The following is a 24,674-nucleotide window of genomic DNA, read 5'->3' on the forward strand; positions in this document are numbered from 1 at the left end:
CCGGCCGGGCGGGCTGGGCGGGGGCGACTACGACCCGGCCGTGGGAGCACTGCCGGGCCCGGCGTCCGGCAAGTACCAGGGACCAGGGGGGGGGGGGGGGCCCCCCCCGGCCCGCGGGGGCGGCCCCGACCGGGGCACGCAGGGTGTCAGCCATGACGGTTCCTTTCGTGAGATCACGGGATCACTCACGGAAGGCAGACCAGGACCGGTCGGAAAAGGAATCGCGCAACGCGTCGCGACGGGGATCGCGACGCCCCAGGAAGGCGAGCAGCCGGTCCCGGGGCGGAGCGGACGGCGACACGGCGAACGGCGCCGCGAACCGCACGCCACGGTCCTCGTCCGCGACCACGCACCGCGCCACGGGCAGCAGTTCGACGGCGAGCGCGGCGGGAATCGGCCGCGCCTGTCCGCAGGCCTGGGACACGTCCCACCCGTGCACGACGATCTCCACGGCACCGACAGCCGTCACCACCCGGGCATCCAGCGGCCGGTCACCCACGATCACGGATTCCGGGGGCCCCGCGGCCCAGGCGCCGAGCACGGCGCAAGCGCGCCTGCGGAAGCCGCAGAGAGGGTCGGAGGCCGCTCCCGGGAAGAGCCCGATGTGCCCACCCGCGAGCCCCTCGTACAGGGCGTCCAGCGAGTCGTCGAGGTGCCCGAGCAGATCCCCCAGGTCCCATTCCGCGCAGGGTGTGACCCGCTCCAGACTCCCGGGTACGACGGCGGCGACGCTCCCCAGGGCGTACGCGAGCGAACGCTCCAGCAGCTCCCCGGTGTTCACGACAGCACCGCCGGCATCCCGAAGCGCGCGAAGAGCTCCGGGTCCAGGAAGACGGTGATGCGCGCGACCGCCGGACCCTCGACGGCCGGCCCGCCGCCTCCTCCGACCGCTCGCCCGACAGTGAGCACCTGCAGGGAGTGGGCCCTGAAGACCCCGTCGGCGCCGCGCTCGTACATGGCCGCGGTCGGCTGCCCGTTCGCGCGCGTGGGCAGTATCCGCAGCCGTCCCTTGACGTGTGCCCGGGTCTCCAGGAAGCGCAGCACGTCCTTCTTGCCGCTGAACCACTCCAAGTAGGGCGGCATTTCGAGCTCGACACCGTCCTGGAGGAGCCCCAGCAGCGCGTCCATGTCGGCGTTTTCGAAGGCCGACATGTAGCGGTCGAGCACCTCGCGGTCCGCCGCGCCCTCGGGCTCGACCACGAGGTCCTCCTCCGGCGCCACCTCGTCGAGCCGGGCACGCGCGCGTTGGAGGCTGCTTTTGACGGCCGCCGTGGAGGTGCCGAGCAGGGCGGCGACCTCGGGCGCCCGCCAGGCCAGCACGTCCCGGAGGATGAGCACGGCCCGCTGCCGCGCCGGCAGGTTCTGCAGCGCGGCGACGAGCGCGAGCCGCAGACTCCCCCGCGCCGCCACCACGGTCGCCGGGTCCACGAGCGCGTCGGGCAGCGGCTGCAACCACGGCACGTCCGTCGCAGGGGCCCTCAGCGGCTCCTCGGGCCCGTCTGAGGGCCCTCCGAGCCCGGAGGGCAGCGGACGGCGCACACGCCCCTCCAGAGCCGTCAGACACGTATTCGTGGCGATCCGGTGCAGCCAGGTCCGCAAGGACGCCCGGCCCTCGTAGCCGTCGTACGACCGCCAGGCCCGCAGATACGTCTCCTGGACGAGGTCCTCGGCGTCGTCGACCGACCCGAGCATGCGGTAGCAGTGGGCGAGCAGCTCCCGCCGGTAAGGATCCGTCAGCCTCACGAACTCGTCGCGGTCCGTCGTCGTGGTCATCCCCGCTCCCTTCGTTCACCGGCACGCACCGGTGGATCGTTCACCGGTACAGACCGGCGGGGCGGCGAAAACGAATCGGCCGGTCCCGGAGAAGTTCCGGAACCGGCCGTCGTACGGACACGCTCTACGACCTCTAGAGGCCGACCTCCGCCATGAGCATGCCGACCTCGGTGTTCGACAGGCGGCGCAGCCACCCCGACTTCTGGTCGCCCAGGGTGATCGGGCCGAAGGCGACGCGCACCAGCTTGTCGACCGGGAAGCCGGCCTCGGCGAGCATGCGGCGCACGATGTGCTTGCGGCCCTCGTGGAGGGTGACCTCTACGAGGTAGTTCTTGCCGGTCTGCTCGACGACGCGGAAGTGGTCCGCCTTCGCGTACCCGTCCTCCAGCTGGATGCCGTCCTTGAGCCGCTTGCCCAGGTCGCGCGGGATCGGGCCCACGATGTGCGCGAGGTAGACCTTCTTCACGCCGTACTTGGGGTGGGTCAGGCGGTGCGCCAGCTCACCGTGGTTGGTGAGCAGGATGACGCCCTCGGTCTCGGTGTCGAGCCGGCCGACGTGGAAGAGCCGCGTCTCGCGGTTCGTCACGTAGTCGCCGAGGCACTGACGGCCCTCGTTGTCCTCCATGGTGGAGACGACACCGGCGGGCTTGTTCAGCGAGAAGAACTGGTACGACTGCGTCGCGACCGTCAGCCCGTCGACCTTGATCTCGTCCTTCTCCGGGTCGACGCGCAGCCCCTGTTCCAGGACGATCTCGCCGTTGACCTCGACGCGGGCCTGCTCGACCAGCTCCTCGCAGGCGCGCCGCGAACCGTAGCCCGCGCGCGCGAGCACCTTCTGCAGGCGCTCGCCCTCCTGCTCGGCGCCCGGGAAGGTCTTGGGCAGCTTGATGTCCTTCTTGCCCGCATACCGGTCCCGGTTGCGCTCCTCGGCCCGCGTCTCGTACTCGCGGGAGCGCGCGGGCTCCGTACGGCCGCCACGCTGCTGGCTCTGCTTGGGTCCGCCCTTGGCGCCGCCGCGGGCCGCGCTGCCGCGCCCGGACTTCGGGCCGTCCTTGGAGGCGCCGGGGCCCACGTCGTAGCGGCGCTCCTCGGGGCGGGGCCTGCCCTCGCGCTTCGGCTTGTCGTCGCGCCCTGTTCCGCTCCTCGGCTGGGAGCCGCGCCCACCGGTCCCCCGGGCGCTGCCGCCCCCACTGGTCCCCCGGGGGTTGCCGCGCCCGCTGTTCCTGCCACTGCCACTGCTTCGCATCAAAGTTCCGTCGTCGTCGTGTCGTCTGCATCTGCATCCGGTGCATCCGGATCGAACGACGGGACCCCTTCCAGCGTCTCGGCCTCGATCGCGTCCGCCTCGGGGAGGAAGGGCGCGAGCTCCGGGAGCTCGTCCAGACCGCGCAGGCCCATTCGCTCCAGGAAGTAGTTCGTCGTCGTGTACAGGATCGCACCTGTTTCGGGTTCCGTGCCCGCCTCCTGGACCAGACCGCGCTGCAGGAGGGTGCGCATCACACCGTCACAGTTCACTCCACGGACCGCCGAGACCCTGGATCGGCTGACCGGCTGGCGGTACGCGACGACCGCCAGGGTCTCCAGTGCGGCCTGCGTGAGCCGGGCCTGCTGCCCGTCCAGCACGAAGCGCTCCACGGCCGCCGCGTACTCGGGGCGGGTGTAGAACCGCCAGCCACCGGCGATGAGCCGCAGCTCGAAGCCACGCCCCTGGACGGTGTACTCGTCGGCCAGCTCCCGCAGCGCGTCCTTGATCTGCCGCTTCGGCCGCTCCAGGATCTTCGCGAGGTGCTCCTCGGTCGCGGGTTCGTCCACGACCATGAGGACGGCTTCCAGGGCCGGCTTGAGATCGAGGTCGGCGACGGTGCGCAGCCCTGCCGGGATCTCGGTGGTCTCCTCGCTCACGCCTTCTCCTTCTGGGCGTCGTCCTTGGCTTCCTCGGGCGGCCGGTCGAACTCGTCCGTGACGGTCGGCTGCTCGTCCCCGTCCCCGCCCGTCCAGCGCACCATCAGGTCCCCGAGGGCCTCCTCCTGGTCGAGGGCCACGGCCTTCTCGCGGTAGAGCTCCAGCAGGGCCAGGAACCGGGCCACGACGGTGAGGGTGTCTTCGGTGTCCTCGACGAGCGCGCGGAAACTGGCCTCCCCGAGCTCCCGCAGCCGCGCCACCACGATCCCGGCCTGCTCCTGCACACTGACCAGCGGCGCGTGGATGTGATCCACGTAGACCTGCGGCTTCGGCTTGGGCTGCATCGCCTTCACCGCGAGCTTCGCGAACCCCTCCGCCCCGATGCTGATGACCACCTCGGGCAGCAGCTCGGCGTGATGGGCTTCGAGCCCGACGGTACGGGGGTAGCGGCGGGCCTCTTCCTCGAGCCGCGCGTTGAAGATGTCCGCGATCTGTTTGTACGCGCGGTACTGCAGCAGCCGCGCGAACAGCAGGTCCCGCGCCTCCAGCAGGGCCAGGTCCGCCTCGTCCTCCACCTCGGCGGCCGGCAGCAGCCGCGCCGCCTTGAGGTCGAGCAGCGTGGCCGCGACGACCAGGAACTCGGTCGTCTGATCAAGATCCCAGTCCGGCCCCATCGCCCTGATGTGCGCCATGAACTCGTCGGTCACCTTCGACAACGCGACTTCGGTCACATCGAGCTTGTGCTTCGAAATCAACTGAAGCAGCAGATCGAAGGGCCCCTCAAAGTTCGAGAGCCGCACCTTGAAGACACCATCGTTGGGCTCTTCGGGCTCTGGAGCGGAGGGTGCTTCGGAGCCGCCGCCGGCGTCGTGGGCAATCGTCCCGCTGGGCGATGGGGGTCCCCCCTGCTCGAGCGAAGCCGAGAGCTTGGGGGAGGGCGGGCACAACGCCCCACGGTCCGCAGCCGAAGACCCGGCCGCGGCCAAAGACTCGCCCTCCGCCGCAGGCGCAACAGGCTCCGCCTCCGCAGGAGACACGAACTCAGGCTCCGCCTCCGCAGGAGGCAAGACCTCAGCCGGAGGCTCAGCCAGGGGCGCGGCCCCGGGCCCCCGCCCCAGCGCACGCCGACGACCGGCGGAGCCGGAAGCGGGGACAGGGACGTCGTTCGAGGTCATAGCCGTCGCAGGCTACCGCTACCGCCCACGCAGCCGTCGTACGAGGATGCTCGCGTCCCCCCGGGACTCCAGATCGGCAAGCACCACGGCGACCGCCTCGCGGACGATCCGCCCGCGGTCGACCGCGAGCCCGTGCTCACCCCGGAGCACCAGCCGGGCGTGCTCGAGGTCCATGAGCTCCTCGGCGGACACGTACACCGTGATCTTCTCGTCGTGCCGCTCCCGTCCGCTGGGCCGACGGTTGGCGGCACGCCCCCGCTTGCCGCGGGACGGCTGCGCGGCGGCAGAACCTTCCTGCGCCGGCTGGCGTCGCCCGGACCGCTCCGGAGCCGCACCCCGGCTACGGGACTCCCCCGCGTCGGACGACTCGGCGTCGGACGCGACGTGCTCGTCGCCCTCGCCGTCACCGCCCTGCACGGGCACCGACTGCGGCGCGTCCTCCCCCGCGGCGGCCGCGTCGCTCTCGCCCGCCGGAGCGGGCACCCGGGCCTCGCCGTTGGTCCGGCGTGAGGGCGTGGACGCCTGGAGCGCCATTCCCCCGGTGGTACGGAACAGTTCGTCGGCCCCCGGCAGACTCACTCGGCGTGACACCGGGCGAGCACCTCCCTGGCGAGCTGGCGATAGGCGGCGGCACCGACGGAGTTGGAGGCGTACGTGGTGATCGGCTCACCGGCGACGGTGGTCTCCGGGAAGCGGACGGTCCGGCCGATCACCGTGTGGTAGACGTGATCGTCGAAGGCCTCGACCACGCGCGCGAGCACCTCACGGCTGTGCACGGTGCGGGAGTCGTACATCGTGGCGAGGATGCCGTCGAGCTCCAGCTCGGGGTTGAGCCGCTCCTGGACCTTCTCGATGGTCTCGGTGAGCAGCGCGACACCACGCAGCGCGAAGAACTCGCACTCGAGCGGCACGATCACCTTGTGAGCCGCCGTCAGGGCATTGACGGTGAGCAGGCCGAGCGAGGGCTGACAGTCGATCACGATGTAGTCGTAGTCGGCCATCAGCGGCTTCAGGGCGCGCTGCAGCGTGGACTCTCGGGCGACCTCGCTCACCAGCTGCACTTCGGCGGCGGACAGGTCGATGTTGCTGGGCAGCAGGTCCATGTTCGGGACCGCCGTCTTCAGGAGCACCTCGTCGGCCGCCATGCCCCGCTCCATGAGCAGGTTGTAGACGGTGAGGTCGAGCTCCATGGGGTTGACGCCGAGGCCGACCGAGAGCGCGCCCTGCGGGTCGAAGTCGACGAGCAGGACCCGGCGCCCGTACTCCGCGAGCGCGGCGCCCAGGTTGATGGTCGACGTGGTCTTGCCGACGCCGCCCTTCTGGTTGCACATCGCGATGATCTTCGCGGGGCCGTGGTCGGTCAGCGGGCCCGGGATCGGGAAGTACGGCAGCGGGCGCCCGGTCGGGCCGACGCGCTCACGGCGCTGACGGGCAGCGTCGGGCGCGAGCGTGGCCGCGTACTCGGGATCGGGCTCGTACTCGGCGTCGGGGTCGTAGAAGTGCCCCTCGGGCAGGTCGTCGTAGTCGGCGAAGTGGGTGCGGTTCTCGCCACTTCCGTTGCCGGCCATGGCGTTCACGTGATGGCCATCCATGCTCTGGTGTGCTGTCTGAGTCATCCGGGGACTCTGGTGGGCTGCGAAGGTTCGGACAGCGACGGAGCCGACAGCCTCGAGCCCCGTGGGGCCCTGGCCCCGCGCCGGCATTCCTGGTTGACCACCCCCGGGAGTAAATGTCGACTCATTCACAAGTCGTCTTACCTCCTTGGTGACCAGGAAACTTCTAGATAGGTCAGCGTGGCACCATGCCGACGATTGGCGACTCTATGGCGTGTCACCGGTCCGCAGCAACACAATCCGCCGGACCCGACCTGATGTGTCGGCAACCGAACACCCCTCTGTCAAGGGCGTAAGGCCGTCGCACAGTAGGTTTCACCGGTGTGCGAATCGGTGGAAGAGTTACGTTCGTGGCGAGTTGAACGAGTGTCGCAAAGTGACCCGACACACATCCGGCCGGACCTTGTCGGGCAAGGTCCGGCCGGGTGCGCTGGGTTGACGACCTGTGTTGACGTATCGCCTTTTACCCGTTGATGACTTAACCGAGCAGGCTCTCCAGCTCGACGTGCTCCAGGCCGTGCGCCTCGGCGACCTCGCGGTAAACCACCTTGCCGTCATGGGTGTTGAGGCCCTTGGCGAGCGCGGGGTCACGGCGCAGCGCCTCGACCCAGCCGTTGTTGGCCAGCGACACGATGTAGGGCAGCGTGGCGTTGGTGAGGGCGTTGGTGGAGGTGTTCGGCACGGCGCCCGGCATGTTGGCGACGCAGTAGAAGACCGAGTTGTGGACCTTGAAGGTCGGCTCGGCGTGCGTGGTGGGACGCGAGTCCTCGAAGCAGCCGCCCTGGTCGATCGCGATGTCGACAAGGACACTTCCCGGCTTCATCCGGGACACGAGTTCGTTGGTGACCAGCTTGGGAGCCTTGGCGCCCGGGATGAGGACGGCGCCGATGACGAGGTCGGCGTCGAGGACGGCCTTCTCCAGCTCGAAGGAGTTGGACATGACGGCCTTGATCTTCGTGCCGAAGATCCTGTCGGCCTCACGCAGCTTGTTGATGTCGCGGTCGAGCAGGGTCACGTCGAAGCCCATACCGATGGCGATCTGCGCGGCGTTCCAGCCGGAGACGCCACCGCCGATGACGACAGCCTTCGCCGGGATCACACCCGGGACACCGCCCGGCAGGACGCCACGGCCGCCGGCCGCGCGCATCAGGTGGTAGGCGCCGACCTGCGGGGCGAGGCGGCCCGCGACCTCGGACATCGGGGCGAGCAGCGGCAGCGCGCGGCTGGGCAGCTCGACCGTCTCGTAGGCGATCGCCGTGGTGCCGGACTCGATCAGCGCGTCCGTGCACTCCTTGGAGGCGGCCAGGTGCAGGTAGGTGAAGAGGGTCTGGTCCTTGCGGAGGCGGTGGTACTCCTCCGCGATGGGCTCCTTGACCTTCAGCAGCAGGTCGGCGGTGGCCCAGACCTCGTCGGCGGTGCCGAGGATCTGCGCACCGGCGGCGACGAACTCGTCGTCCGTGATCGAGGAGCCGACGCCGGCGTTCTGCTCGATGAAGACCTGGTGGCCGTTGCGCACCAGCTCGTGCACGCCGGCGGGGGTGATGGCCACCCGGAACTCGTTGTTCTTGACCTCGCGGGGGATGCCGACCTTCACGTCGATCACGGTCCTTGGCTCAGGGGATGTGGTGCATTACAAGACATACCCGCATGTGCGGGGGCACATCGGGAGACACCGCAGGAGAAGGTGCGGCAGAGCCAGTTTAATGAAGGTGTTCCCGCTGTCTAGCCTTTCATTGCATCAATCTTCTTCGGATGTACTGCGGATTTCGTAGGCGTTAGCGCCTTGTTCCCTGGCCGAAGCGGTCTCTGGGAACTCATCACCCAGCATGCGCTCGGCCGCGCCGCGGTGCAGCCGGGCGGCCGCGGGGTCGCCGAGCCGGTCCAGGGTGTCGGCCAGCCGGAGCTGCAGCGCGGCCTGCAGCCGTACGTCGTCGGCGCGGCGCGCCCACTCGACCGCCTCGTGGCAGGTGCGCAGCGACTCCTCGGGCCGACCGGCGTACTCCTGGACGCGCGCCATCTCGCTCAACGCCCGCGCCTGGGCGGCCACATCGCCGTTCCTGCGGTGGCCGGTGACGGCGGCGCGCCAGTTGCGCAGCGCCTCGCCGTAGCGGCCCGCGTAGGTGTGCGCGGTGGCGATCCGGCCGTACAGCCGGGCGGCGTCGACGCGCTCGTCGCGGGCGAGCCGCTGGGCGAGCGCCCTGCCGTACCAGTCGGCGGCCCGGTCGTAGTCCCCGAGCTCCTGGTGGGCACCGCCTACGGATTCCATCGCGCGGCCGGTCGCATACGGGTCATTTGCTTCGCGCCCGGCGTCCAGGGCGGCCCGGTAGCGGGCCAGCGCCTCGGTGGTACGGCCGGTCTGCGCGTCCAGGTCGGCGAGGTTCAGCAGCGCCGCGGCCTTCTCGCGGGGCAGTTTCCGGCGCTCGGCGACGTCGAGGACGAGCCGGTGGATGCCGTACAGCTCGGGCGCCGCGGCCCGCGTACCGACGTGCGCGACCATCGCCCGGACCAGCGCGGCCATGAGGCGGCGGGCCAGCGTGTCCAGCTCGCCGTCGGCGACCGCGAGCCGGGCGGAGGCCAGCAGCGCGGGCTGCCGGATGTGCAGCCAGTCGGCGGCCGCCCGGGGGGTGGGGAAGCGCAGGGCGCGGGGCATTCCGGCGAGCTTCTCGCGGGCGGGCGAGCTGTCGGTCTCGGTGATGGCACGGCAGGACACCAGCAGCCGTACGGTCCGCTCCAGCATCCGGGCGCGGGCCAGCTGCAGCTCGGCCGGGCGGTCGTGGGTCTCGGCGAGCGCGCGCAGCAGCGGCTGCAGACAGCCGGGCACCTCGTACTGGGGCAGCGGCGACTCGACGGCCCTGATCAGGCCGAGCGCGGCGAAGTCGTCCAGTGCGGTGCGCGCGGCGCCCACGGAGCAGCCGGCGAGGGCGGACGCGGTGTGCGGGTCGACGAGGCCGGCGGGGGCCAGGGAGAGCAGCCGCAGTATCCGCGCGGCGTTGCTCGGGAGTGAGGCGTAGGCGAGGCGGAAGACGCGGGCCAGCGGGGGGCCCTCCTCGGCGTCGGTGCGCAGCTGCTTGGCGAGGTCGGCGACGGCCGACTGGGGGCGGGCCGCGAGCCAGCCGCCGGCGAGCACCAGGGCGGCGGGCTGGCCCGCGCACAGTTCGACCAGGCCCTCGGCGGCGAGCGGGTCGACGGTGATGCGCACCGAGCCGGTGAAGCGGTCGAGGAGCTCCAGGGCGGACTTGGTGTCCAGACCGCCCAGGGTGCACGGGCGGACGTCCGCGATACCGGTGAGGGGCCCGCCGGAGACGGCGACGACCAGGCATTCCGGTGCGTCGGGCAGCAGCGCGTCGACCTGCTCGGCATCGGCCGCGTCGTCGAGCAGGAGCAGCACCCGGCGGGTGGCGAGGGCCTCGCGCACCGCCTCGCTCAGGTCGTCGGCGGCGGCCCCGGGCGGCGTGGGCCGCTCCAGGGCGGAGAGGAGCTCGCGCGCGGTGCGTTCGGTCGGCACCGGGGTGCCGTCGGGCTCGGTGAGCCGGACGCGCAGCACACCGTCGGGGTAACTCTCGGCGACCTGCCGTACGAGCTCTTCGGCGAGTGCGGTGCGACCCGAGCCGGGCTTGCCCGCGATGAGCAGCACGCGCGCGCGTGGCGCCTTCTTGCCGGAGAGGGTGTCCAGGCCCGCGCGCTCGATGTCGGCCCGGAGTTCCTTCAACTCTCTTGCACGGCCGAGGAACTGGCCCTCCGTGGGAGCGGACCCGGCAGCCGGGCGCTGCCCCCTGGCCGACACCTTCGTGCCGCCGTTGTCCACCGCCTGATCCGCCACGGGCACACTCCCGTCCCACTGCACGCTGGGGCCCGCCGGGACTCCGGTTCGGGCGTTTCCAGAGCCTAGTTCACGCTCTGCAACGATCTGGGAGGAGCACGGCGGACACGTCCCCCGATCGGATCAGGCGATCGTAGGACTGATGGCGTCGCGGGGATGCCGGCGGACTGCCGGCTGCCGAAGCAGGGGTGCGTCAGACCTCGAAGGGCCGGGCCGGCCACGGCGCCTCCGCCGGGCGCAGCGCGTCGAGGCCGTCGCCGTTCTGCGCGGCGACCAGCGAGAGGACGCCGACGACGAGGCAGTTGTTGTGCAGGTCACCGGCGAGCACACCGCGTACCAGCTCGTCGAGGGAGACCCGGGCCACCTCCATGTCGGCCTCTTCGTCCTCGACCTCGAAACGCTGTCCCTCGGCTTCGGAGAGGTCGCGGGCGAGGAAGATGCGCACGGCCTCGTCGCAGCCGCCGGGCGTCGTGTAGACGTCGGTCAGGACGCGCCAGTCCTCGGCTTTGACATGCGCCTCCTCGTACAGCTCGCGCTGGGCCGCGTGCAGCGGGTTCTCGCCCGGGATGTCGAGCAGGCCCGCGGGGATCTCCCAGAGCTTGTGGCGTACGGGGTGGCGGTACTGGCGGATGACCAGCACGCGGCCCTCGTCGTCGAGGGCGAGGACGGCCACGGAGCCGGGGTGGACCTGGTAGTCGCGGCGGGCGACCGATCCGTCGGGCATGACCACGTCGTCGGTACGCACCGAGGTCTTGTTGCCCTTGAAGGGGGTCTCGGTCGCCCGGACCTCCCACTCCTCGGCGGTGTCCTTGATCGTCATGGCCTGTCCTCCCACACGTACGAAAAGAAGCCGGTCACGCAACAGAGCCGGTCACGGCCGAAAGGAATCGGCCACAGCGGGGCTGCGACGGAAACCGGGGCGCACACCTCGAAAGACGCGCACCCCGGCCACCGTACAACCCTGGTGTTACTTGCCTGTCTTGCGCTCCACCGCGGCCTTGACCAGGCCGGCGAAGAGCGGGTGCGGGCGGGTCGGGCGCGAGCGCAGCTCGGGGTGCGCCTGGGTGGCGACCAGGTAGGGGTGCACGTCACGCGGGTACTCGACGTACTCGACGAGCTTGCCGTCCGGGGAGGTGCCGGAGAACTGCAGACCGGCCTTCTTCTCCAGCTCGGCGCGGTAGGCGTTGTTCACCTCGTAGCGGTGGCGGTGGCGCTCCTCGACGTACTCCTTGCCGTCGTACACCTCGCGCACGATCGAACCGTCGGCGAGCTTGGCCGGATACATGCCCAGGCGCATCGTGCCGCCCATGTCGCCCTCGCCCGCCACGATGTCGAGCTGCTCGGCCATGGTGGAGATGACCGGGTGGGCGGTGGCGGAGTCGAACTCGGTGGAGTTGGCGTCCGGGATGTCGGCCAGGTTGCGCGCGGCCTCGATCACGATGCACTGCAGACCCAGGCACAGGCCGAGCAGCGGGATCTTGTTCTCGCGGGCGTACTGGATGGCGCCGACCTTGCCGGAGACACCACGGTCGCCGAAGCCGCCGGGGATGCAGATCGCGTCGACGTCGCCGAGCTGCTTGGCCGCGCCCGCCGGGGTCTTGCAGTCGTCCGAGGTGACCCACTTGATCTTCACGCGGGCCTTGTTGGCGAAGCCGCCCGCGCGCAGGGCCTCGGTGACCGAGAGGTAGGCGTCGGGCAGGTCGATGTACTTGCCGACGAGCGCCAGGTTGATCTCGTGGAGGGGGTTGTGGACGCGGTCGAGCAGGTCGTCCCAGGTCGTCCAGTCCACGTCGCGGAAGGGCAGGTCCAGCTTGCGCACGACGTACGCGTCGAGGCCCTCGGTGTGCAGGACCTTCGGGATGTCGTAGATCGACTTGGCGTCGATGGCCGCGACCACGGCCGCCTCGTCGACATCGCACATCAGCGAGATCTTGCGCTTGATCGCGGTGGGCACATCGCGGTCGGCGCGCAGCACGATCGCGTCCGGCTGGATACCGATGTTGCGCAGTGCCGCAACCGAGTGCTGCGTCGGCTTCGTCTTCAGCTCCCCGGACGGGCCGATGTACGGGAGGAGCGAGATGTGCACGACGAACACGTTGTCACGGCCGACCTCGTGACGGACCTGGCGGACCGTCTCGAGGAACGGCAGGGACTCGATGTCGCCGACCGTGCCGCCGACCTCGGTGATGACGACGTCGACGTCCTCGGTGGCCATACGGCGGATGCGGTGCTTGATCTCGTTGGTGATGTGCGGGATGACCTGCACGGTGTCGCCCAGGTACTCGCCGCGCCGCTCCTTGGCGATCACCGTCGAGTACACCTGGCCGGTGGTGACGTTGGCCGAGCCGTCCAGGTCCACGTCGAGGAAGCGCTCGTAGTGACCGATGTCCAGGTCGGTCTCGGCGCCGTCGTTGGTGACGAACACCTCGCCGTGCTGGAACGGGTTCATGGTGCCCGGGTCGACGTTCAGGTACGGGTCGAGCTTCTGCATCGTGACCCGCAGACCCCGCGCCTTGAGCAGCGCGCCCAGGCTGGAGGCGGTCAGGCCCTTGCCGAGGGAGGAGGCGACACCCCCGGTGACGAAGATGTGCTTGGTCGTCGTGGCTGTGCTGTTTCGAAAAGCAGCGGGCGGCATGGCCAAGAGGGGGCTCCCGTGGTCGCGGTCTGGGGTGCGTACCGGCGTGGTGTACCGGAGATTTCCGGAGGCGCCGTCGCTGCGGTTCGGGGGTTTCTTGCCCACCGGTCCACGGGCTACCAGGGTATCAGCGACGGGACGAGGCCGCTTCCGGCCACGCTCCGCACACACGCGGGCACAGACCCGCACAGTGCTCACTCGATCGGCCCACCCGGGTTGCCGGGAGCGGCACGCGGATCTTCCAGGTGCGTCGTATCCTGCTCGGACACTCGCTGCCGAGCCCGGCCGGCACACGGCACCATCCCCGCCCGTTACCCCGGAACAACAAGAGCTCGTCAGTTCGTTTCGAAACGACAATCGCAACGACCATCACACTGATAATTGACGTTTCGCAGCGACGCATGACCAAAGTTCCGCACTACCAACGTTCCCCTGACCGCAAGAGCGACCGCCCCTCGGGGGGCGACGTGGCCGTTCGACTGGAGATGCACGTGGCCGGGCGCATCGAGGACTACGCACTCATCGGAGACATGCAGACAGCCGCGCTGGTCTGCCGGGACGGCACAGTCGACTGGCTGTGCCTGCCCCGCTTCGACTCCCATGCCATCTTCGCTGGGCTGCTCGGCACGGAGGAACACGGTTTCTGGCGGCTCGGCCCGGCACACGCGGCCGACGCCGCACCGCCGACCGCGGCGCGCCGCCGGTACCGCGGCGACTCGCTGATCCTCGAATCCGAGTGGGACACCCCGCGAGGCACGGTCCGCGTGACCGATTTCATGCCCCCGCGCGACGGCGCCCCGCAGCTGATCCGGATCGTCGAGGGTGTCACCGGCCGGGTGCCGATGCGCTCCGCCCTGCGGATGCGTTTCAGTTACGGCCGTGTGGTGCCCTGGGTGCACAAGCACGAGGGGCGGACGGTCGCCGTCGCCGGACCCGACTCGGTGTGGTTCGACACCGCCTGCGAGACCTACGGCAAAGCGCTGACCACGTACGCCGACTTCACGGTCGCGCCGGGTGACCGGATCGCGTTCACCATCTCGTGGGAGCCCTCACACAAGGAGCCGCCCGCGCTGCCAGAGCCGGAGCAGTCGCTGGAGGCCACCGAGGACTTCTGGCGCGAGTGGGTCGAGCAGTGCACTTACCACGGCCCCTACCGCGAGGCCGTCGTCCGCTCGCTGATCACGCTGAAGGCCCTGACGTACGCGCCCACGGGCGGCATCGTCGCCGCCCCGACGACCTCGCTCCCGGAGGAGGTCGGCGGCGTACGCAACTGGGACTACCGCTACACATGGCTGCGCGACGCAGCGATCACCCTCTCCTCGCTGCTGCGCACCGGCTACCGCGAGGAGGCGCGCGCCTGGCGCGAGTGGCTGCTGCGCGCGGTCGCGGGCGACCCTGAGAACCTGCAGATCATGTACGGCATCGCGGGCGAACGAGAGCTGGGCGAGGCGGAGCTCGACTGGCTTCCGGGGTACGAGAATTCGACCCCCGTACGCGTCGGGAACGGCGCCGCGCACCAGCTCCAGCTGGACGTGTACGGCGAGGTCACCGAGGCCCTGCACCTCGCCCATATGACGGGCCTGTCGCGCAACGACTACGCCTCGCTCCTCCAGCTGAAGCTGATCCGCTACCTGGAGAACCACTGGGACCAGCCGGACGAGGGCATCTGGGAAGTCCGAGGTCCGCGTCGGCACTTCGTGCACTCCAAGGTGATGGCCTGGGTCGCCGTCGACCGCACGATCAAGCTCATCGAGTCCGGTGACGCGGACGGTCCGCTGGAGAAGTGGCGCGAACTGCGCGACGACATCCACCGGGACGTGTGCGAGAAGGGCTACGACAAGGAGCGCAACACGTTCACGCAGTCGTACGGCTCCAAGGAGCTGGACGCCTCGCTGCTCCTCATCCCGCAGATGGGCTTCCTGCCCCCGGACGACAAGCGCGTGATCGGCACGATCGAGGCGATCCAGCGCGAGCTGTCCACCCCGGACGGCTTCATCCTGCGCTACCCGACCATCGGCGAGGAAGCGGGCGTGGACGGTCTGGAGGGCGACGAGGGCGCCTTCCTGGCGTGCTCGTTCTGGATGGCGGACGACCTCGCGATGATCGGCCGCGTGGACGAGGCCCGCAAGCTCTTCGAGAAGCTGCTCGCGCTCAGGAACGACCTCGGGCTGCTCGCGGAGGAGTGGGACCCGCGCCTGCAGCGCCAGGTCGGGAACTTCCCGCAGGCGTTCAGCCACGTTCCGCTGATCGACACGGCACTGCGCCTGACGGCATCGGGGGCGTACGGCGGCTGACCTGGCGTACGGCCGCTGACCCGGCGTACGTCCGCTGACGGGCGTACGGCCGCTGAACGGGACCGATTCGCCGTGCCCGAGGTCCCGTCGTCACCCTGGCGTCGTCCGCCCGAAGGGCGGGCCGGACAGCGCCCTGCGATCGCACGCACCAGGCGCCGTCCGGCAGGCGTCGGTGTCGTGGCGGGGCCTAGCCTGGAACCAGTCCTGTCCCCTCCTGGAAGGGGGCGGCTGCCATGGCTCCCCTTTCGAAGGCGCACGCGGCGCTTGCCGCGCTCCGCGCGGATCTGGCCGGCGACGTGTTCGCCCCGGACGACCAGGGGTACGACGAGGCCCGGACGGTCTTCAACGCGATGATCGACCGGCGCCCCGCCGTGATCGCGCAGTGCGCGGGCGAGGCCGATGTGGCCCGTTCGGTGCGCTTCGCGCGCGAACTGGACCTGAAGATCGCGGTGCGCGGCGGCGGCCACAGTGTGTCGGGCATGGCGCTCAACGACACCGGCCTGGTCGTCGATCTGCGCCGGATGCACACGGTGACGGTGCATCCCGGTTCCGAGACGGTACGGATCGAGGGCGGCGCCGTCATGAGCCACCTCGACCGTGCCACCCAGCCGTTCGGTCTGGCGACCACCGGCGGCCGCGTCTCGACCATCGGCGTCGGCGGCTTCGTACTCGGCGGCGGCAACGGCTGGCTCGGCCGGACCTTCGGCCTCGCCGTCGACAATCTGCTCGGCGTCGAACTGGTGACATCCGACGGCACGACGGTCCTGGCCACCGACCACGAGAACCCCGAGCTCTTCTGGGCGCTGCACGGCGGCGGCGGGAACTTCGGCGTCGCGACGGCGCTGACCCTGAAGCTGCACCCGCTCCCCGAGTTCTCGATCGCCATGCTGATGTACCGGCCGGACACCGGCCCGGACGCGGTCCGCCGCTACCGCGAGATCATCGAGAACGGCCCGTCGGAGGTGAGCGGCGCCGTCATGTATACGACGGGGCCGCCCAAGGAGTTCGTCCCCGAGCACATGGTCGGCACGCTGCTGTGCATCGCTCTCCTCACGTACGTCGGCGGTGAGGAGGACCTGCGCAAACTCGCCCAGCCACTGCTGGCGCTGCCGCACGAGGCCGAGATCCTCACCGCCCTCCCCTACTCCGACGTCCAGTGCATGCTCGACGCCCCGCCCGGTCTGCGGAACTACTGGTCGGCGGAGTATCTGACCGGGCTGCCCGACGTCGTGGACGTCTACTGCGCCCTCGGCGAGTCCGTGCCCGTGCCCACGGGAACCCAGCACGTGGTGTTCCCGCAGGGCGGCGCGATCGCCTCGGGCCCGGCCAGGTTCCCGGTGCCCTACCGGGATGCGCCGTGGGCCGTGCACCCCTTCGGGATCTGGGAAGACCCGGCCGACGACGAGCGGTGCATCGAGTGGGTCAAGAGGGTCCGCGCCGAGGTCCGGCCATGGAGCACCGGCGCGGTCTACCTCAACTTCATCGGCGACGAGGGCCGCGACCGGGTCGTGGCAGGCCTCGGCGCCGAGAACCTCCAGCGCCTGGCCGCCGTGAAGGCCGAGTACGACCCGGACAACGTCTTCCGCTTCAACCACAACATCGCACCCGCGTAAGCGTTTACGCGAGGGTGGCCATCACCGCCGTAAGCGTGTACGCGGGGGCGAGACCACCTCCGTAAGCGTTTACGCGAGGGCGGCGATCACCTCCTGGGCGGCCCGCTCGCCTTCGGTCGCGCCGCCCTCCATGAAGCCTTGGAAGTCGTACGAGCAGTGCTCGCCACCGATGTGGATGTTGCCCTGGGCGACGCCCTCGTAGCCCGCGTACCGGTGCAGATAGCCCACGGGCCAATACGCATAGGCGCCCAGGGAGTACGGGTTGAGGTGCCAGGTGGAGAGCTGGGCCTTTCCGGTCCAGGCGGCCGACGTACCGGGGAAGAAGGCGTCGATGCCCGCGAGGTACTTCTTGGCCAGTCCGGTGACGTAGGGGTCGTTCTCGTACGAGAACGGGCCCGCTGGCGCGAGGGACTTGGCGAGGCTGCCGCCGCCGTACTGGAGGAGGATGCCGCCCGTGCCCGGCTGGATCTTGGTGGTGTCCCAGGTCTGCTGGACCTCGGTGTCGGTGAAGCACTCGCCCGCGGAGACGCCGGGCCAGGCGCCGGTGCCGCGCCAGGGGCGGCTGGAGAACTGCATGTTGAGCTTGGTGCAGTAGCCCATGCGGGCGTCGCGCAGCAGGTTCGTCATACGGGTGTCGAACGCGGCCTTGGTGAGGTCGAGTCGCTGCAGGATCGGCAGCGGCAGGCACAGGACGGTGTGGTCGGCGGTGACGGTTCGCACGGACCCCGCTTCGGTGAACGTGAGCGTCTGTGTGCCGTCCCTGTTCGCCTTCACCGCGTCGAGGGACCAGCCCTGGCGGATGGTGCCGTCGGGCAGGAAGTCCGCGATGGCATGCGGGAGTTGGTCGTTGCCGCCGGTGATGTGGTAGCGCTCGTTGGACAGGCCCCAGATGTTGAGGTTGCCGGGATTGGTCTGGTAGCCCATCAGCAGGACGAGGGCGAGCGAGGACTGGTCGGTGGTGTCGGCGCCGTACTCGACGTTGTAGGCGACGTCGAAGAGCCGCCCGAGGGGCGAGTCGTGGCCGCCCGGTACGCGGGAGTCGATCCAGTCGTACAGGCACATGGTGTCGAGGGCGGTGCCGGCGTCCGTGGTCTGGTTCCAGAAGACCTCGCCGGAGGCCTGGAGGTCCTGGTGGAGGGCCTGGTAGACGGCCTTGAAGTCCTCGTCGGCCTGGTCGCGCGGGTAGTACTCGCCGTTGAACCAGAGGAGTTCCTCGGCTCCGTTGGGGCCGCCGCCGAGGAAGTCCTCGGTGGGCAGTTCGAAGCGGCGGCACAGCTCCAGCATCTTCTTGTGGCTGGTGTCGATCAGCTCGCCGCCGATCTCGGAGGTCTGACCGTACGCCCAGTGGTCGCGCTGGGAGTACATACGGCCGCCGACGCGGTCCGGGCTGGCCTCGTAGAGCGTGCAGGCGTAGCCCGCGTCGTGGAGGGTGAGGGCGGCGGTGAGCCCGGCGATTCCGGCGCCGACGACGGCGATACGGGGCGCGGACGCGGCGGCGGCTCCGGGCGCCGCCGTCAGGCTCGCCGTCGTCGTCAGGCTCGCGGTCGCTGCCAGGGCGGCCGCTCCCTTCAAAAGGGTGCGGCGGTTCATCCGCAGGCCGCGCAACTCGGCGACGGGAATGCCCAGTCGGCGGGCGGCGGCGTGGTCGGCGGCGAGCGTGCGCAGCGCGTGCATCGTGTTCGTACGGGACACGGGAGAGCTCCTCAGACGGTGGTGGAGGGTTCCTTGACTGCGTCGTCCGTGCGCTCGGCCGCGTCCTCCAGGACGATCCGGCCGATGATGTCGTAGCGCTCCGGCTGCCGGGCCTTGAGATACAAGCCGAGGCCCAGCCCGCCGAAGAAGACCAGGCCGACGATCCACGGGATGGCCTTGAAGAAGAGCGAGTCCGCCGCCGTACCCGCCGCGGTGTCCAGGTTCAGCACCAGCAGCACGACCACCGCGATCATGCCGATCCCGCCGACCAGCGGCGCGGTGAAGGTACGGAACCAGTGCCGGTCCTCGGGGTGGTGCTTGCGGAAGTAGCCGATGACGGCGAACGAGCACAGCGTCTGCACGATGAGGATCGCCATCGTGCCGAGGATCGCGAGCAGCGTGTAGAGGTGGATGTACGGGTCCTGTCCGGTCAGCCAGAAGGCGGCCACGAGGGCGACGGCGATGACGGACTGCACGCACGAGGCGATGTACGGGGAGCCGTGCTTCACGTGGGTGCGCCCCAGGGCCGGGTGCAGGAAGCCCTCGCGTCCGATGGCGTACAAGTAGCGGGCCGCGCACTGGTGGAAGGCCATCCCGCAGGCGAACGAGCCGGTGATCAGCAGCCATTGGAAGGCGTCGACCGCCCAGGCGCCGATGAAGGCGTGCGCCGGGTCGAAGAACAGGTCGAGGGGGCTCGCGCCGGAGGAGACCTTGACCGAGCCCTTCAGGCCGTTGCCGGCGATGGTCATCCAGGAGACGTAGATGTAGAACAGCCCGACGCCGACGACCGAGATCAGCGTGGCGCGCGGGATGACCCGCTTCGGGTCGCGGGACTCCTCGCCGTACATCGCCGTCGACTCGAAGCCGACCCATGACCAGAAGGCGAAGAAGAGCCCGAGGCCGGCGGAGGTGCCGGTGAAGGCGTTCTTCGGGTTGATGGGCTCCATGGGGATGCCGTCCGGGCCGCCGCCCTGGACGAGCACGGCCGTGGCCACCGCGAACAGCACGGCGATCTCGGCGATCAGCATCACGCCGAGCGCCTTCGCGGTGAGGTTGATGTCGAAGTACGACAGGACGGCCGTGATGGCGAGCATGACGGCCGCGTAGAGGATCCACGGCAGATCGACGCCCAGTTGGTCGTCGACGGTGGTCCTCGCGAAGTAGGAGAAGACGCCGACGATGGACGCCTCGAAGACGATGTACGCCATCACGGCGAGCATCCCGGAGGCCATCCCCGCGATCCGGCCCAGACCGTGCGAGATGTAGCCGTAGAAGGCGCCCGCGGCCGTGATCCGCTTGGCCATGGCGACATAGCCGACGGAGAAGACGGTCAGGACGGCGGTGGCGAAGATGTAGCCGGCGGGCGCGCCCGTGCCGTTGCCGAAGCCGACCGCGATGGGGAGGTTGCCGGTCATCGCGGTGATCGGCGCCGCCGTGGCCACCGCCATGAACACGACACCGACCAGGCCTACGGAATTCGCTTTGAGACGATGCACCTCTCGCGTGGGTGTTTCTGTCATTCCCGCCCCTCTCTTTAGACCGGCGCAACGAAATCCGAAGATCTATTGGCCATTCCCTTGCGGATGCGACAGTTTGGCGGCCTAGTGACGCACGCCACAACAGACACGAGGTCGCGCAATTCCGGCGCAGGGGCGACGCATTGTCGCGCACATGCCGCCCATGACGGCTCCCGTAATCGATCGGAGATGCCCCCGGAACCTGTCCGCGGGTAGCGTCCGCTGCATGGACAGCCGTTACGACACCCAGGGCGCCGGAATCACCGTGCAGCGGGCGCTGGAGTTGCCCGGGCTGCGCAGCGGGCTGCCGGAGATCCTCGCGGGGGCCGACCGGCTGCAGCGCACCGTGCGCTGGGTGCACGCGGGCGAGGTCCCCAACATCGCCTCCCTGCTGAAGGGCGGCGAGCTGCTCCTGACCACCGGATACGGCCTCGGCACCCGCCCCGCCGAGCAGCGCGCCTTCGTCCGCACGCTGGCCGAGCGCGGCATCGCGGCGCTCGTCGTGGAGCTCGGGCCCCGCTTCACCCGGCTGCCGGCGGCCCTCGTGGAGACGGCGCGGTCCACCGGTCTCCCGCTGGTCCAGCTGCACCGCGAGGTGCCCTTCGTGACGGTCACGGAGGAGGTGCACACCGAGATCGTCAACGGGCACTACGCGCTGCTCCAGCAGGCCGAGGAGGTGCACCGGCGCTGTACCGAGGCGCTCCTCGGCGGTGGCGGTGTCCCCCAAGTCCTCGGCATCCTCGCGGACTTCAGCGGCAATCCCGTCTTCCTGGAAACGGCGGACGGCCAGCTCCTGTACGCCGCCGGGGCCGGATCCGCGGGCGCCGATCCGCTCCAGGTGTGGGAGGGGCTGCGCGGCCAGCACAAGGAGGAGCCGCCCGCCGGGACGACCCTCGTGGACGTGCCCGGAGGGGGCCCCGGCACCGGCTCGGTACGGGCCCGGCTGGTCCTCCTGCCCGTCGGCTCGCCCGTCGCCCCGGTGCACCGGATCGCCGCCGAGCGGGCCGCGGGCATCCTGGCCGTCGTGCTGATGCAGGCCCGCCAGGAGGAGGAGCTCGCGGCGCGCGGGCGCGGCGACTTCCTCACCGACCTCGCGGAGGGCCGCATCGAGGCCGAGGACGCGCCCGCGCAGGCCCGCGTGCTCGGCTTCAAGCCCGGCAACAGCCCGCTCCTGCCGGTCGTGATGCGACTCGCCGACGGCCTGTCGCCCGGCGGCGGTTGGGCGGTCCTGGCCCGCGCGGTCGCCGAGGAACTGGCCTCCGTGGGAGTCCCGGTCCTGCTGGGCGTACGACCGGTGGAGGGCCGTGTCCCGCTGCTGCTGGGCCTGCGCTCGGAGTCCGAACGCTCGGCCGTGGCGGACCGGGTGGCGGCGGCGCTGCGGGCGGGCGTGGAGCGCGCGGGCATGCAGCGGCCCGGCGCGCAGCCGCCGGTGGTGGTGGTCGGGGTCGCGGGCGGCTGGGCGGCAGCGTCGGCGGGCCTGCGGCACGCCGCGGAAACGGCGACGGCGGCGCAGGGCCTGTCCGACCGCCCGTGGTACGACGCACGCCGCCTGGACATCGACCTCCTGCTGTGGCGCCTTCGCGACCACCCGGACCTGGCGGCCTTCGTGGACCGCGCGATCGGCCCCCTGCGCGACCACGACAACCGCTCCAAGCCGCCGCTCCTGCCCACCCTGGAGACGTACTTGGCCCACGCGGGCCGCAAGGCGGAGACGGCCCGCGAGCTGCACCTCAACCGGCAGACCCTCTACAACCGGCTCGCCCGGATCGGGGAGTTGCTGGGCACGGACCTGGACGACCCCCAGACGGTACTGGCGTTGAGCCTGGCGCTGCGGGCGCGCAGGCATGTGCCGTAGGCCGCATGTGCCGTAGGCCGTGGTCAGCCCAGAGGGCGAGGTTGCGTCAACTCGTCGTAGATGCTGAGCACTTGGGCGACCGTCTCGTCCTCGGTCGGCCAAGTGGCCGCTTGCCGGGCACCCTTCTCCATGAGGAGTTCACGGTGCGCGGGATCCTCGAGGAGGCGTACGACGGCGTCGGCGAGTGCCACCGCGTCGCCGTACGGCACGAGTTCGGCCGCGTCGCCGACCAGTTCGGGGATGCCGCCGACCGCGGTCGCGACGAGCGGCACGCGCGCGTAGAGGGCCTCCTGCGCGAGGACGGACCGTGATTCCCAACTGCTGGGCAACAGCGCGAGATCGGCGGCGGCCAGCAACTCCGTGATGTCCTCGCGCCGCCCGATCAGCCTGACCGGCAGCCCCTCGTCCTCGATACGCCGCTGCAGAACCGTACGCAGCGGCCCCTCCCCCGCGATCACCAGCAGCGGCAAGGGATCGAGCCGGCGCCACGCGCGGGCGGCGTCCAGCAGCACGTCGTACCCACGGTGCCCGTCGAGCGAGCCGACGGCCATGAGCAACGGCCGGTCGGTGGCGCCGAGTTCGGCCCGCGCCTTGTGCCGCAGCCGGTCGGGGTCATTGTGCTCGACGGGCGTGCGCGGCGCGGGGAAGGCCACGGCGGCGAGCCGCGCGTCGCGCGCTCCCCTGCTGCGCGCCCGGTCCACGAGGTCGGACGAGGTCCCCAGCACCACGGCGGCGGCCTTGGCCACCCGCCGCTCAAGGAGTCGCAGCAGATGGGCCCGCGCCCCCTCGGCGTGCGCGCGCGTGTGCCAGGTGACGACGAGCGGGACGCGCCGCCCGCTGAGCGCGAGCGCGGCCCTCAACGCCGCGTGCAGCCCGTGCGCGTGCACGAGGTCGGCGTCCGCGCAGGCCGTCCGCAGCGCGGCCACGGAGGCGGGGTCGCTGCTGCGCGGCACGGGAACGTGCTGCGCGCCCACACCGGCGAACCCGTAGGCGCGATCGGCCTCGGCGGGCGCGCAAACGGTGACCCGCACGCCCCGGGCCACAAGCCCCGACGCCAGCGACCGCACATGCGCACTGCTGCCCGCGCTTCCGCCGCCGAGCACCTGCACGGTGCGCAGCGGCGACTGGCCGTGCGGTGAGTGGCTGCTCACGTGGCTCACGTGGCCGGGGCTCCTGATTCGGCGTCGGACGGTCACGAAGAAACTACAGAAGGATCGCGCAGAGGGGGTGTACCGCACGTCGTGCTCCGCGTACTACGCCAAGGATGCCAGGCCGCACGGGTGTTCCGGCACCGCCGCCGAACGAAGGTCACGAAGGCCTGGCCAACTCGCCGGACGCGGTCACTCACATGAGTGAGAAGTGGCGGGGGTTTGGGCGGGATTGGGGGCGGGGTGCTAGGGGGTGATTCGGGGGGAGGCGGTGGGGTGCGTCGCCGGGGGGAGGGGGGAGGTCGTGGGCGCAGGGGGCGTGGTCCTGGGCGCGGGAGGCAAGGTCGTGGGCGCGGGGGCGGGCGCTCGAGGAGGGGCGCCAGGAGGCGCTCAGGCGTGTGCCGCCGGGAGGCGCTCAGCGTGGGCCGCAGGGGGCGCGCATGCGGTCTCCGGAACACCACGGGCGCGCGCTCGCCGTCTTCGGAACGCCACAGGCACGCGCCCCTACCGTCTTCGGAACGCCACAGGCGCGCCCCTGCCGTCTTCGGAACGCCACAGGCACGCGCTCGCGTTCCCACGCCACGCACCACGCTCACCGTCTCCGGGACACCACAGGCACAGGCCCACCGTCTCCGGAACACCACACGCACACGCCCGCCCTCTCCAGAAAGCCACGCACACGAGCTCGCCCTCTCCTCAACGCCGGGAACGCCAAGCGGTGGGGCGCGAACGCCTGAACTGGTCGGCGGGTCAATCGGGGTGCCCCGCGCGCAGGGGCGCCATTCGCGGGCACGGCCACACGCAGAGCCGGAGGCCCGCTCAGAGCCGAAGGCCCGCTCAGAGCCGAAGGCCCGCTCAGAGCCGAAGGCCCATTCAGCCGGTCGCCCGCCCCAGGGCACGCGCCACGTCGCTGACCTTCTCCCCGTACGCCGTCGCGGCCACCAGTGCGGCCGCGTGGGCGACGAGCCCCGCTCAGCCGTTGCCGACGGCGATGGCGGTGCCCAGCGCGGCGCCGAGTGCGTGGGCGCCGGTGTCGCCGATCATCGCGCGCTCGCCGAGGTCGTCGGGGAGCACGGCCGCGGCGGCCCCCATCGCCACCGCGGACAGCTGCCCCGCGGTCCCGCCGCGCAGCAGCCCGGGCGCGCCCAGGGCGAGTACGGCACCGGCGGCCCGCCCGGGCCGCACATCCACGAGGTTGACGAAGTGTGCGGTCCCGGCGATCACGACACCCGCGAGCAGCTTGTCCAGGGGCCGCTCCTTGAGCATCGTCCCCGCCACCAGCCCCGCCACAGAGATCCCGAACAACTTGACCGCCCCGCTGGTCACTTCAGTCAAGTCTTGCTGATGCGGTATTAACTTCGCTGGTCAGGCGGCAGGCCAAGGAACCTGGGCGGTCTCCTGGCGCTGTGCGCAACACCACAGCGAATGCAGCCTTCTGCCAACGATGCTGCGCCAGAAGGGGCCTTACCGCTTCGGACTACGGCCGGACCGCCTCGGAGAAGGGCACAACTGTCTAGTCCCAGGTGATGTTTGACGTTCTGGTCCCAGTTGATGCTTGACGGTGGGCCTAGACAACATCAGGTACTTCTTGGGGCTTGTTCGCCTTCACGTTGCGGACGGGGATGTCGGTGGTGCGC

At 70.8% G+C, this 24,674-nt stretch carries 17 protein-coding genes and 1 pseudogene; 3 read left to right on the forward strand and 15 right to left on the reverse strand.

Features of this window, described 5'->3' with window-relative positions; all coding sequences use genetic code 11:
- Nucleotides 1-181: 181 nt before the first annotated feature.
- The 11 genes from ACFY0T_RS43320 to ACFY0T_RS43370 all read right to left on the reverse strand — a co-directional run bounded on the left by ACFY0T_RS43320 (nucleotide 182) and on the right by ACFY0T_RS43370 (nucleotide 12,918).
- Complete coding sequence (locus ACFY0T_RS43320; protein WP_388883960.1) at nucleotides 182-781, reverse strand: TIGR03086 family metal-binding protein; 600 nt, start codon at nucleotides 779-781, stop codon at nucleotides 182-184.
- Entirely contained in the window at nucleotides 778-1,773 is a 996-nt protein-coding gene (locus ACFY0T_RS43325) for a sigma-70 family RNA polymerase sigma factor (protein WP_388883962.1), read from the reverse strand. Before ACFY0T_RS43325 ends, ACFY0T_RS43320 begins: the two co-directional genes overlap by 4 nt.
- Before the next feature lie 133 nt (nucleotides 1,774-1,906).
- Nucleotides 1,907-3,019: a pseudouridine synthase gene (locus ACFY0T_RS43330; protein WP_388883964.1), complete on the reverse strand. Its 1,113-nt coding sequence runs from the start codon at nucleotides 3,017-3,019 to the stop codon at nucleotides 1,907-1,909.
- Nucleotides 3,019-3,675 (reverse strand): SMC-Scp complex subunit ScpB, encoded by a 657-nt coding sequence (gene scpB, locus ACFY0T_RS43335; protein ID WP_388883966.1) that lies wholly within the window; start codon nucleotides 3,673-3,675, stop codon nucleotides 3,019-3,021. Before scpB ends, ACFY0T_RS43330 begins: the two co-directional genes overlap by 1 nt.
- Nucleotides 3,672-4,850: a segregation and condensation protein A gene (locus ACFY0T_RS43340; protein ID WP_388883968.1), complete on the reverse strand. Its 1,179-nt coding sequence runs from the start codon at nucleotides 4,848-4,850 to the stop codon at nucleotides 3,672-3,674. The genes scpB and ACFY0T_RS43340 overlap by 4 nt, the downstream gene beginning before the upstream one ends.
- 18 nt (nucleotides 4,851-4,868) lie before the next feature.
- Nucleotides 4,869-5,429, reverse strand: a complete 561-nt coding sequence (locus ACFY0T_RS43345; protein ID WP_388884002.1) for a hypothetical protein — start codon at nucleotides 5,427-5,429, stop codon at nucleotides 4,869-4,871.
- Nucleotides 5,426-6,553, reverse strand: a complete 1,128-nt coding sequence (locus ACFY0T_RS43350) for a ParA family protein (protein ID WP_388883970.1) — start codon at nucleotides 6,551-6,553, stop codon at nucleotides 5,426-5,428. The genes ACFY0T_RS43345 and ACFY0T_RS43350 overlap by 4 nt, the downstream gene beginning before the upstream one ends.
- A gap of 388 nt (nucleotides 6,554-6,941) precedes the next feature.
- The gene (gene ald / locus ACFY0T_RS43355) at nucleotides 6,942-8,066 is read right to left on the reverse strand and encodes an alanine dehydrogenase (RefSeq protein ID WP_388883972.1); all 1,125 of its coding nucleotides are present in this window, start codon (nucleotides 8,064-8,066) and stop codon (nucleotides 6,942-6,944) included.
- A gap of 135 nt (nucleotides 8,067-8,201) precedes the next feature.
- Nucleotides 8,202-10,283, reverse strand: a complete 2,082-nt coding sequence (locus ACFY0T_RS43360; RefSeq protein WP_388883974.1) for a tetratricopeptide repeat protein — start codon at nucleotides 10,281-10,283, stop codon at nucleotides 8,202-8,204.
- A gap of 193 nt (nucleotides 10,284-10,476) precedes the next feature.
- A complete protein-coding gene (locus tag ACFY0T_RS43365; protein ID WP_388883976.1) occupies nucleotides 10,477-11,103 on the reverse strand; it encodes an NUDIX domain-containing protein in 627 nt (208 codons plus the stop codon).
- Between the two features lie 147 nt (nucleotides 11,104-11,250).
- Nucleotides 11,251-12,918 carry a CTP synthase gene (locus ACFY0T_RS43370; RefSeq protein WP_388884004.1) on the reverse strand — a complete coding sequence of 556 codons (1,668 nt, stop codon included), beginning with the start codon at nucleotides 12,916-12,918 and terminating at the stop codon, nucleotides 11,251-11,253.
- A 485-nt stretch (nucleotides 12,919-13,403) separates the two neighbouring features.
- Between ACFY0T_RS43370 and ACFY0T_RS43375 the strand changes: the two genes are divergently transcribed.
- Together ACFY0T_RS43375 and ACFY0T_RS43380 are read left to right on the forward strand one after the other, a co-directional pair.
- Nucleotides 13,404-15,212, forward strand: a complete 1,809-nt coding sequence (locus ACFY0T_RS43375; RefSeq protein WP_388884006.1) for a glycoside hydrolase family 15 protein — start codon at nucleotides 13,404-13,406, stop codon at nucleotides 15,210-15,212.
- 233 nt (nucleotides 15,213-15,445) lie between these two features.
- Complete coding sequence (locus ACFY0T_RS43380) at nucleotides 15,446-16,825, forward strand: FAD-binding oxidoreductase (RefSeq protein WP_388883978.1); 1,380 nt, start codon at nucleotides 15,446-15,448, stop codon at nucleotides 16,823-16,825.
- A gap of 69 nt (nucleotides 16,826-16,894) precedes the next feature.
- Here the strand turns inward: ACFY0T_RS43380 and ACFY0T_RS43385 are convergent, their stop codons facing one another.
- Complete coding sequence (locus ACFY0T_RS43385; protein ID WP_388883980.1) at nucleotides 16,895-18,517, reverse strand: flavin monoamine oxidase family protein; 1,623 nt, start codon at nucleotides 18,515-18,517, stop codon at nucleotides 16,895-16,897.
- A gap of 11 nt (nucleotides 18,518-18,528) precedes the next feature.
- Nucleotides 18,529-20,037 (reverse strand): APC family permease, encoded by a 1,509-nt coding sequence (locus ACFY0T_RS43390; RefSeq protein ID WP_388883982.1) that lies wholly within the window; start codon nucleotides 20,035-20,037, stop codon nucleotides 18,529-18,531.
- Nucleotides 20,038-20,260: 223 nt separating this feature from the next.
- On the opposite strand from ACFY0T_RS43390, the gene ACFY0T_RS43395 reads away from it, so the two are divergent.
- Complete coding sequence (locus ACFY0T_RS43395; protein WP_388883984.1) at nucleotides 20,261-21,889, forward strand: PucR family transcriptional regulator; 1,629 nt, start codon at nucleotides 20,261-20,263, stop codon at nucleotides 21,887-21,889.
- Between the two features lie 23 nt (nucleotides 21,890-21,912).
- Here the strand turns inward: ACFY0T_RS43395 and ACFY0T_RS43400 are convergent, their stop codons facing one another.
- On the reverse strand, nucleotides 21,913-23,049 hold the full coding sequence (locus ACFY0T_RS43400; RefSeq protein WP_388883986.1) for a glycosyltransferase family 4 protein: 1,137 nt from the start codon (nucleotides 23,047-23,049) through the stop codon (nucleotides 21,913-21,915).
- An 861-nt stretch (nucleotides 23,050-23,910) separates the two neighbouring features.
- A pseudogene (locus ACFY0T_RS43405) lies at nucleotides 23,911-24,366 on the reverse strand (hypothetical protein); the annotation flags it as partial.
- Nucleotides 24,367-24,674 lie beyond the last annotated feature (308 nt).

The sequence above is a fragment of the Streptomyces sp. NPDC001530 genome (assembly GCF_042894545.1).
In the GTDB taxonomy this organism is placed as follows: domain Bacteria; phylum Actinomycetota; class Actinomycetes; order Streptomycetales; family Streptomycetaceae; genus Streptomyces.

Excerpts from the sequence above, each read along its gene's own strand:
- ACFY0T_RS43325 (WP_388883962.1), bottom strand. The coding sequence starts at position 1,773 with ATGACCACGACGACGGACCGCGACGAGTTCGTGAGGCTGACGGATCCT.
- ACFY0T_RS43330 (WP_388883964.1), bottom strand. The coding sequence starts at position 3,019 with ATGCGAAGCAGTGGCAGTGGCAGGAACAGCGGGCGCGGCAACCCCCGG.
- ACFY0T_RS43340 (WP_388883968.1), bottom strand. The coding sequence starts at position 4,850 with ATGACCTCGAACGACGTCCCTGTCCCCGCTTCCGGCTCCGCCGGTCGT.
- ACFY0T_RS43350 (WP_388883970.1), bottom strand. The coding sequence starts at position 6,553 with ATGCCGGCGCGGGGCCAGGGCCCCACGGGGCTCGAGGCTGTCGGCTCC.
- ACFY0T_RS43365 (WP_388883976.1), bottom strand. The coding sequence starts at position 11,103 with ATGACGATCAAGGACACCGCCGAGGAGTGGGAGGTCCGGGCGACCGAG.
- ACFY0T_RS43370 (WP_388884004.1), bottom strand. The coding sequence starts at position 12,918 with ATGCCGCCCGCTGCTTTTCGAAACAGCACAGCCACGACGACCAAGCAC.
- ACFY0T_RS43375 (WP_388884006.1), top strand. The coding sequence starts at position 13,404 with ATGCACGTGGCCGGGCGCATCGAGGACTACGCACTCATCGGAGACATG.
- ACFY0T_RS43380 (WP_388883978.1), top strand. The coding sequence starts at position 15,446 with ATGGCTCCCCTTTCGAAGGCGCACGCGGCGCTTGCCGCGCTCCGCGCG.
- ACFY0T_RS43390 (WP_388883982.1), bottom strand. The coding sequence starts at position 20,037 with ATGACAGAAACACCCACGCGAGAGGTGCATCGTCTCAAAGCGAATTCC.
- ACFY0T_RS43395 (WP_388883984.1), top strand. The coding sequence starts at position 20,261 with ATGGACAGCCGTTACGACACCCAGGGCGCCGGAATCACCGTGCAGCGG.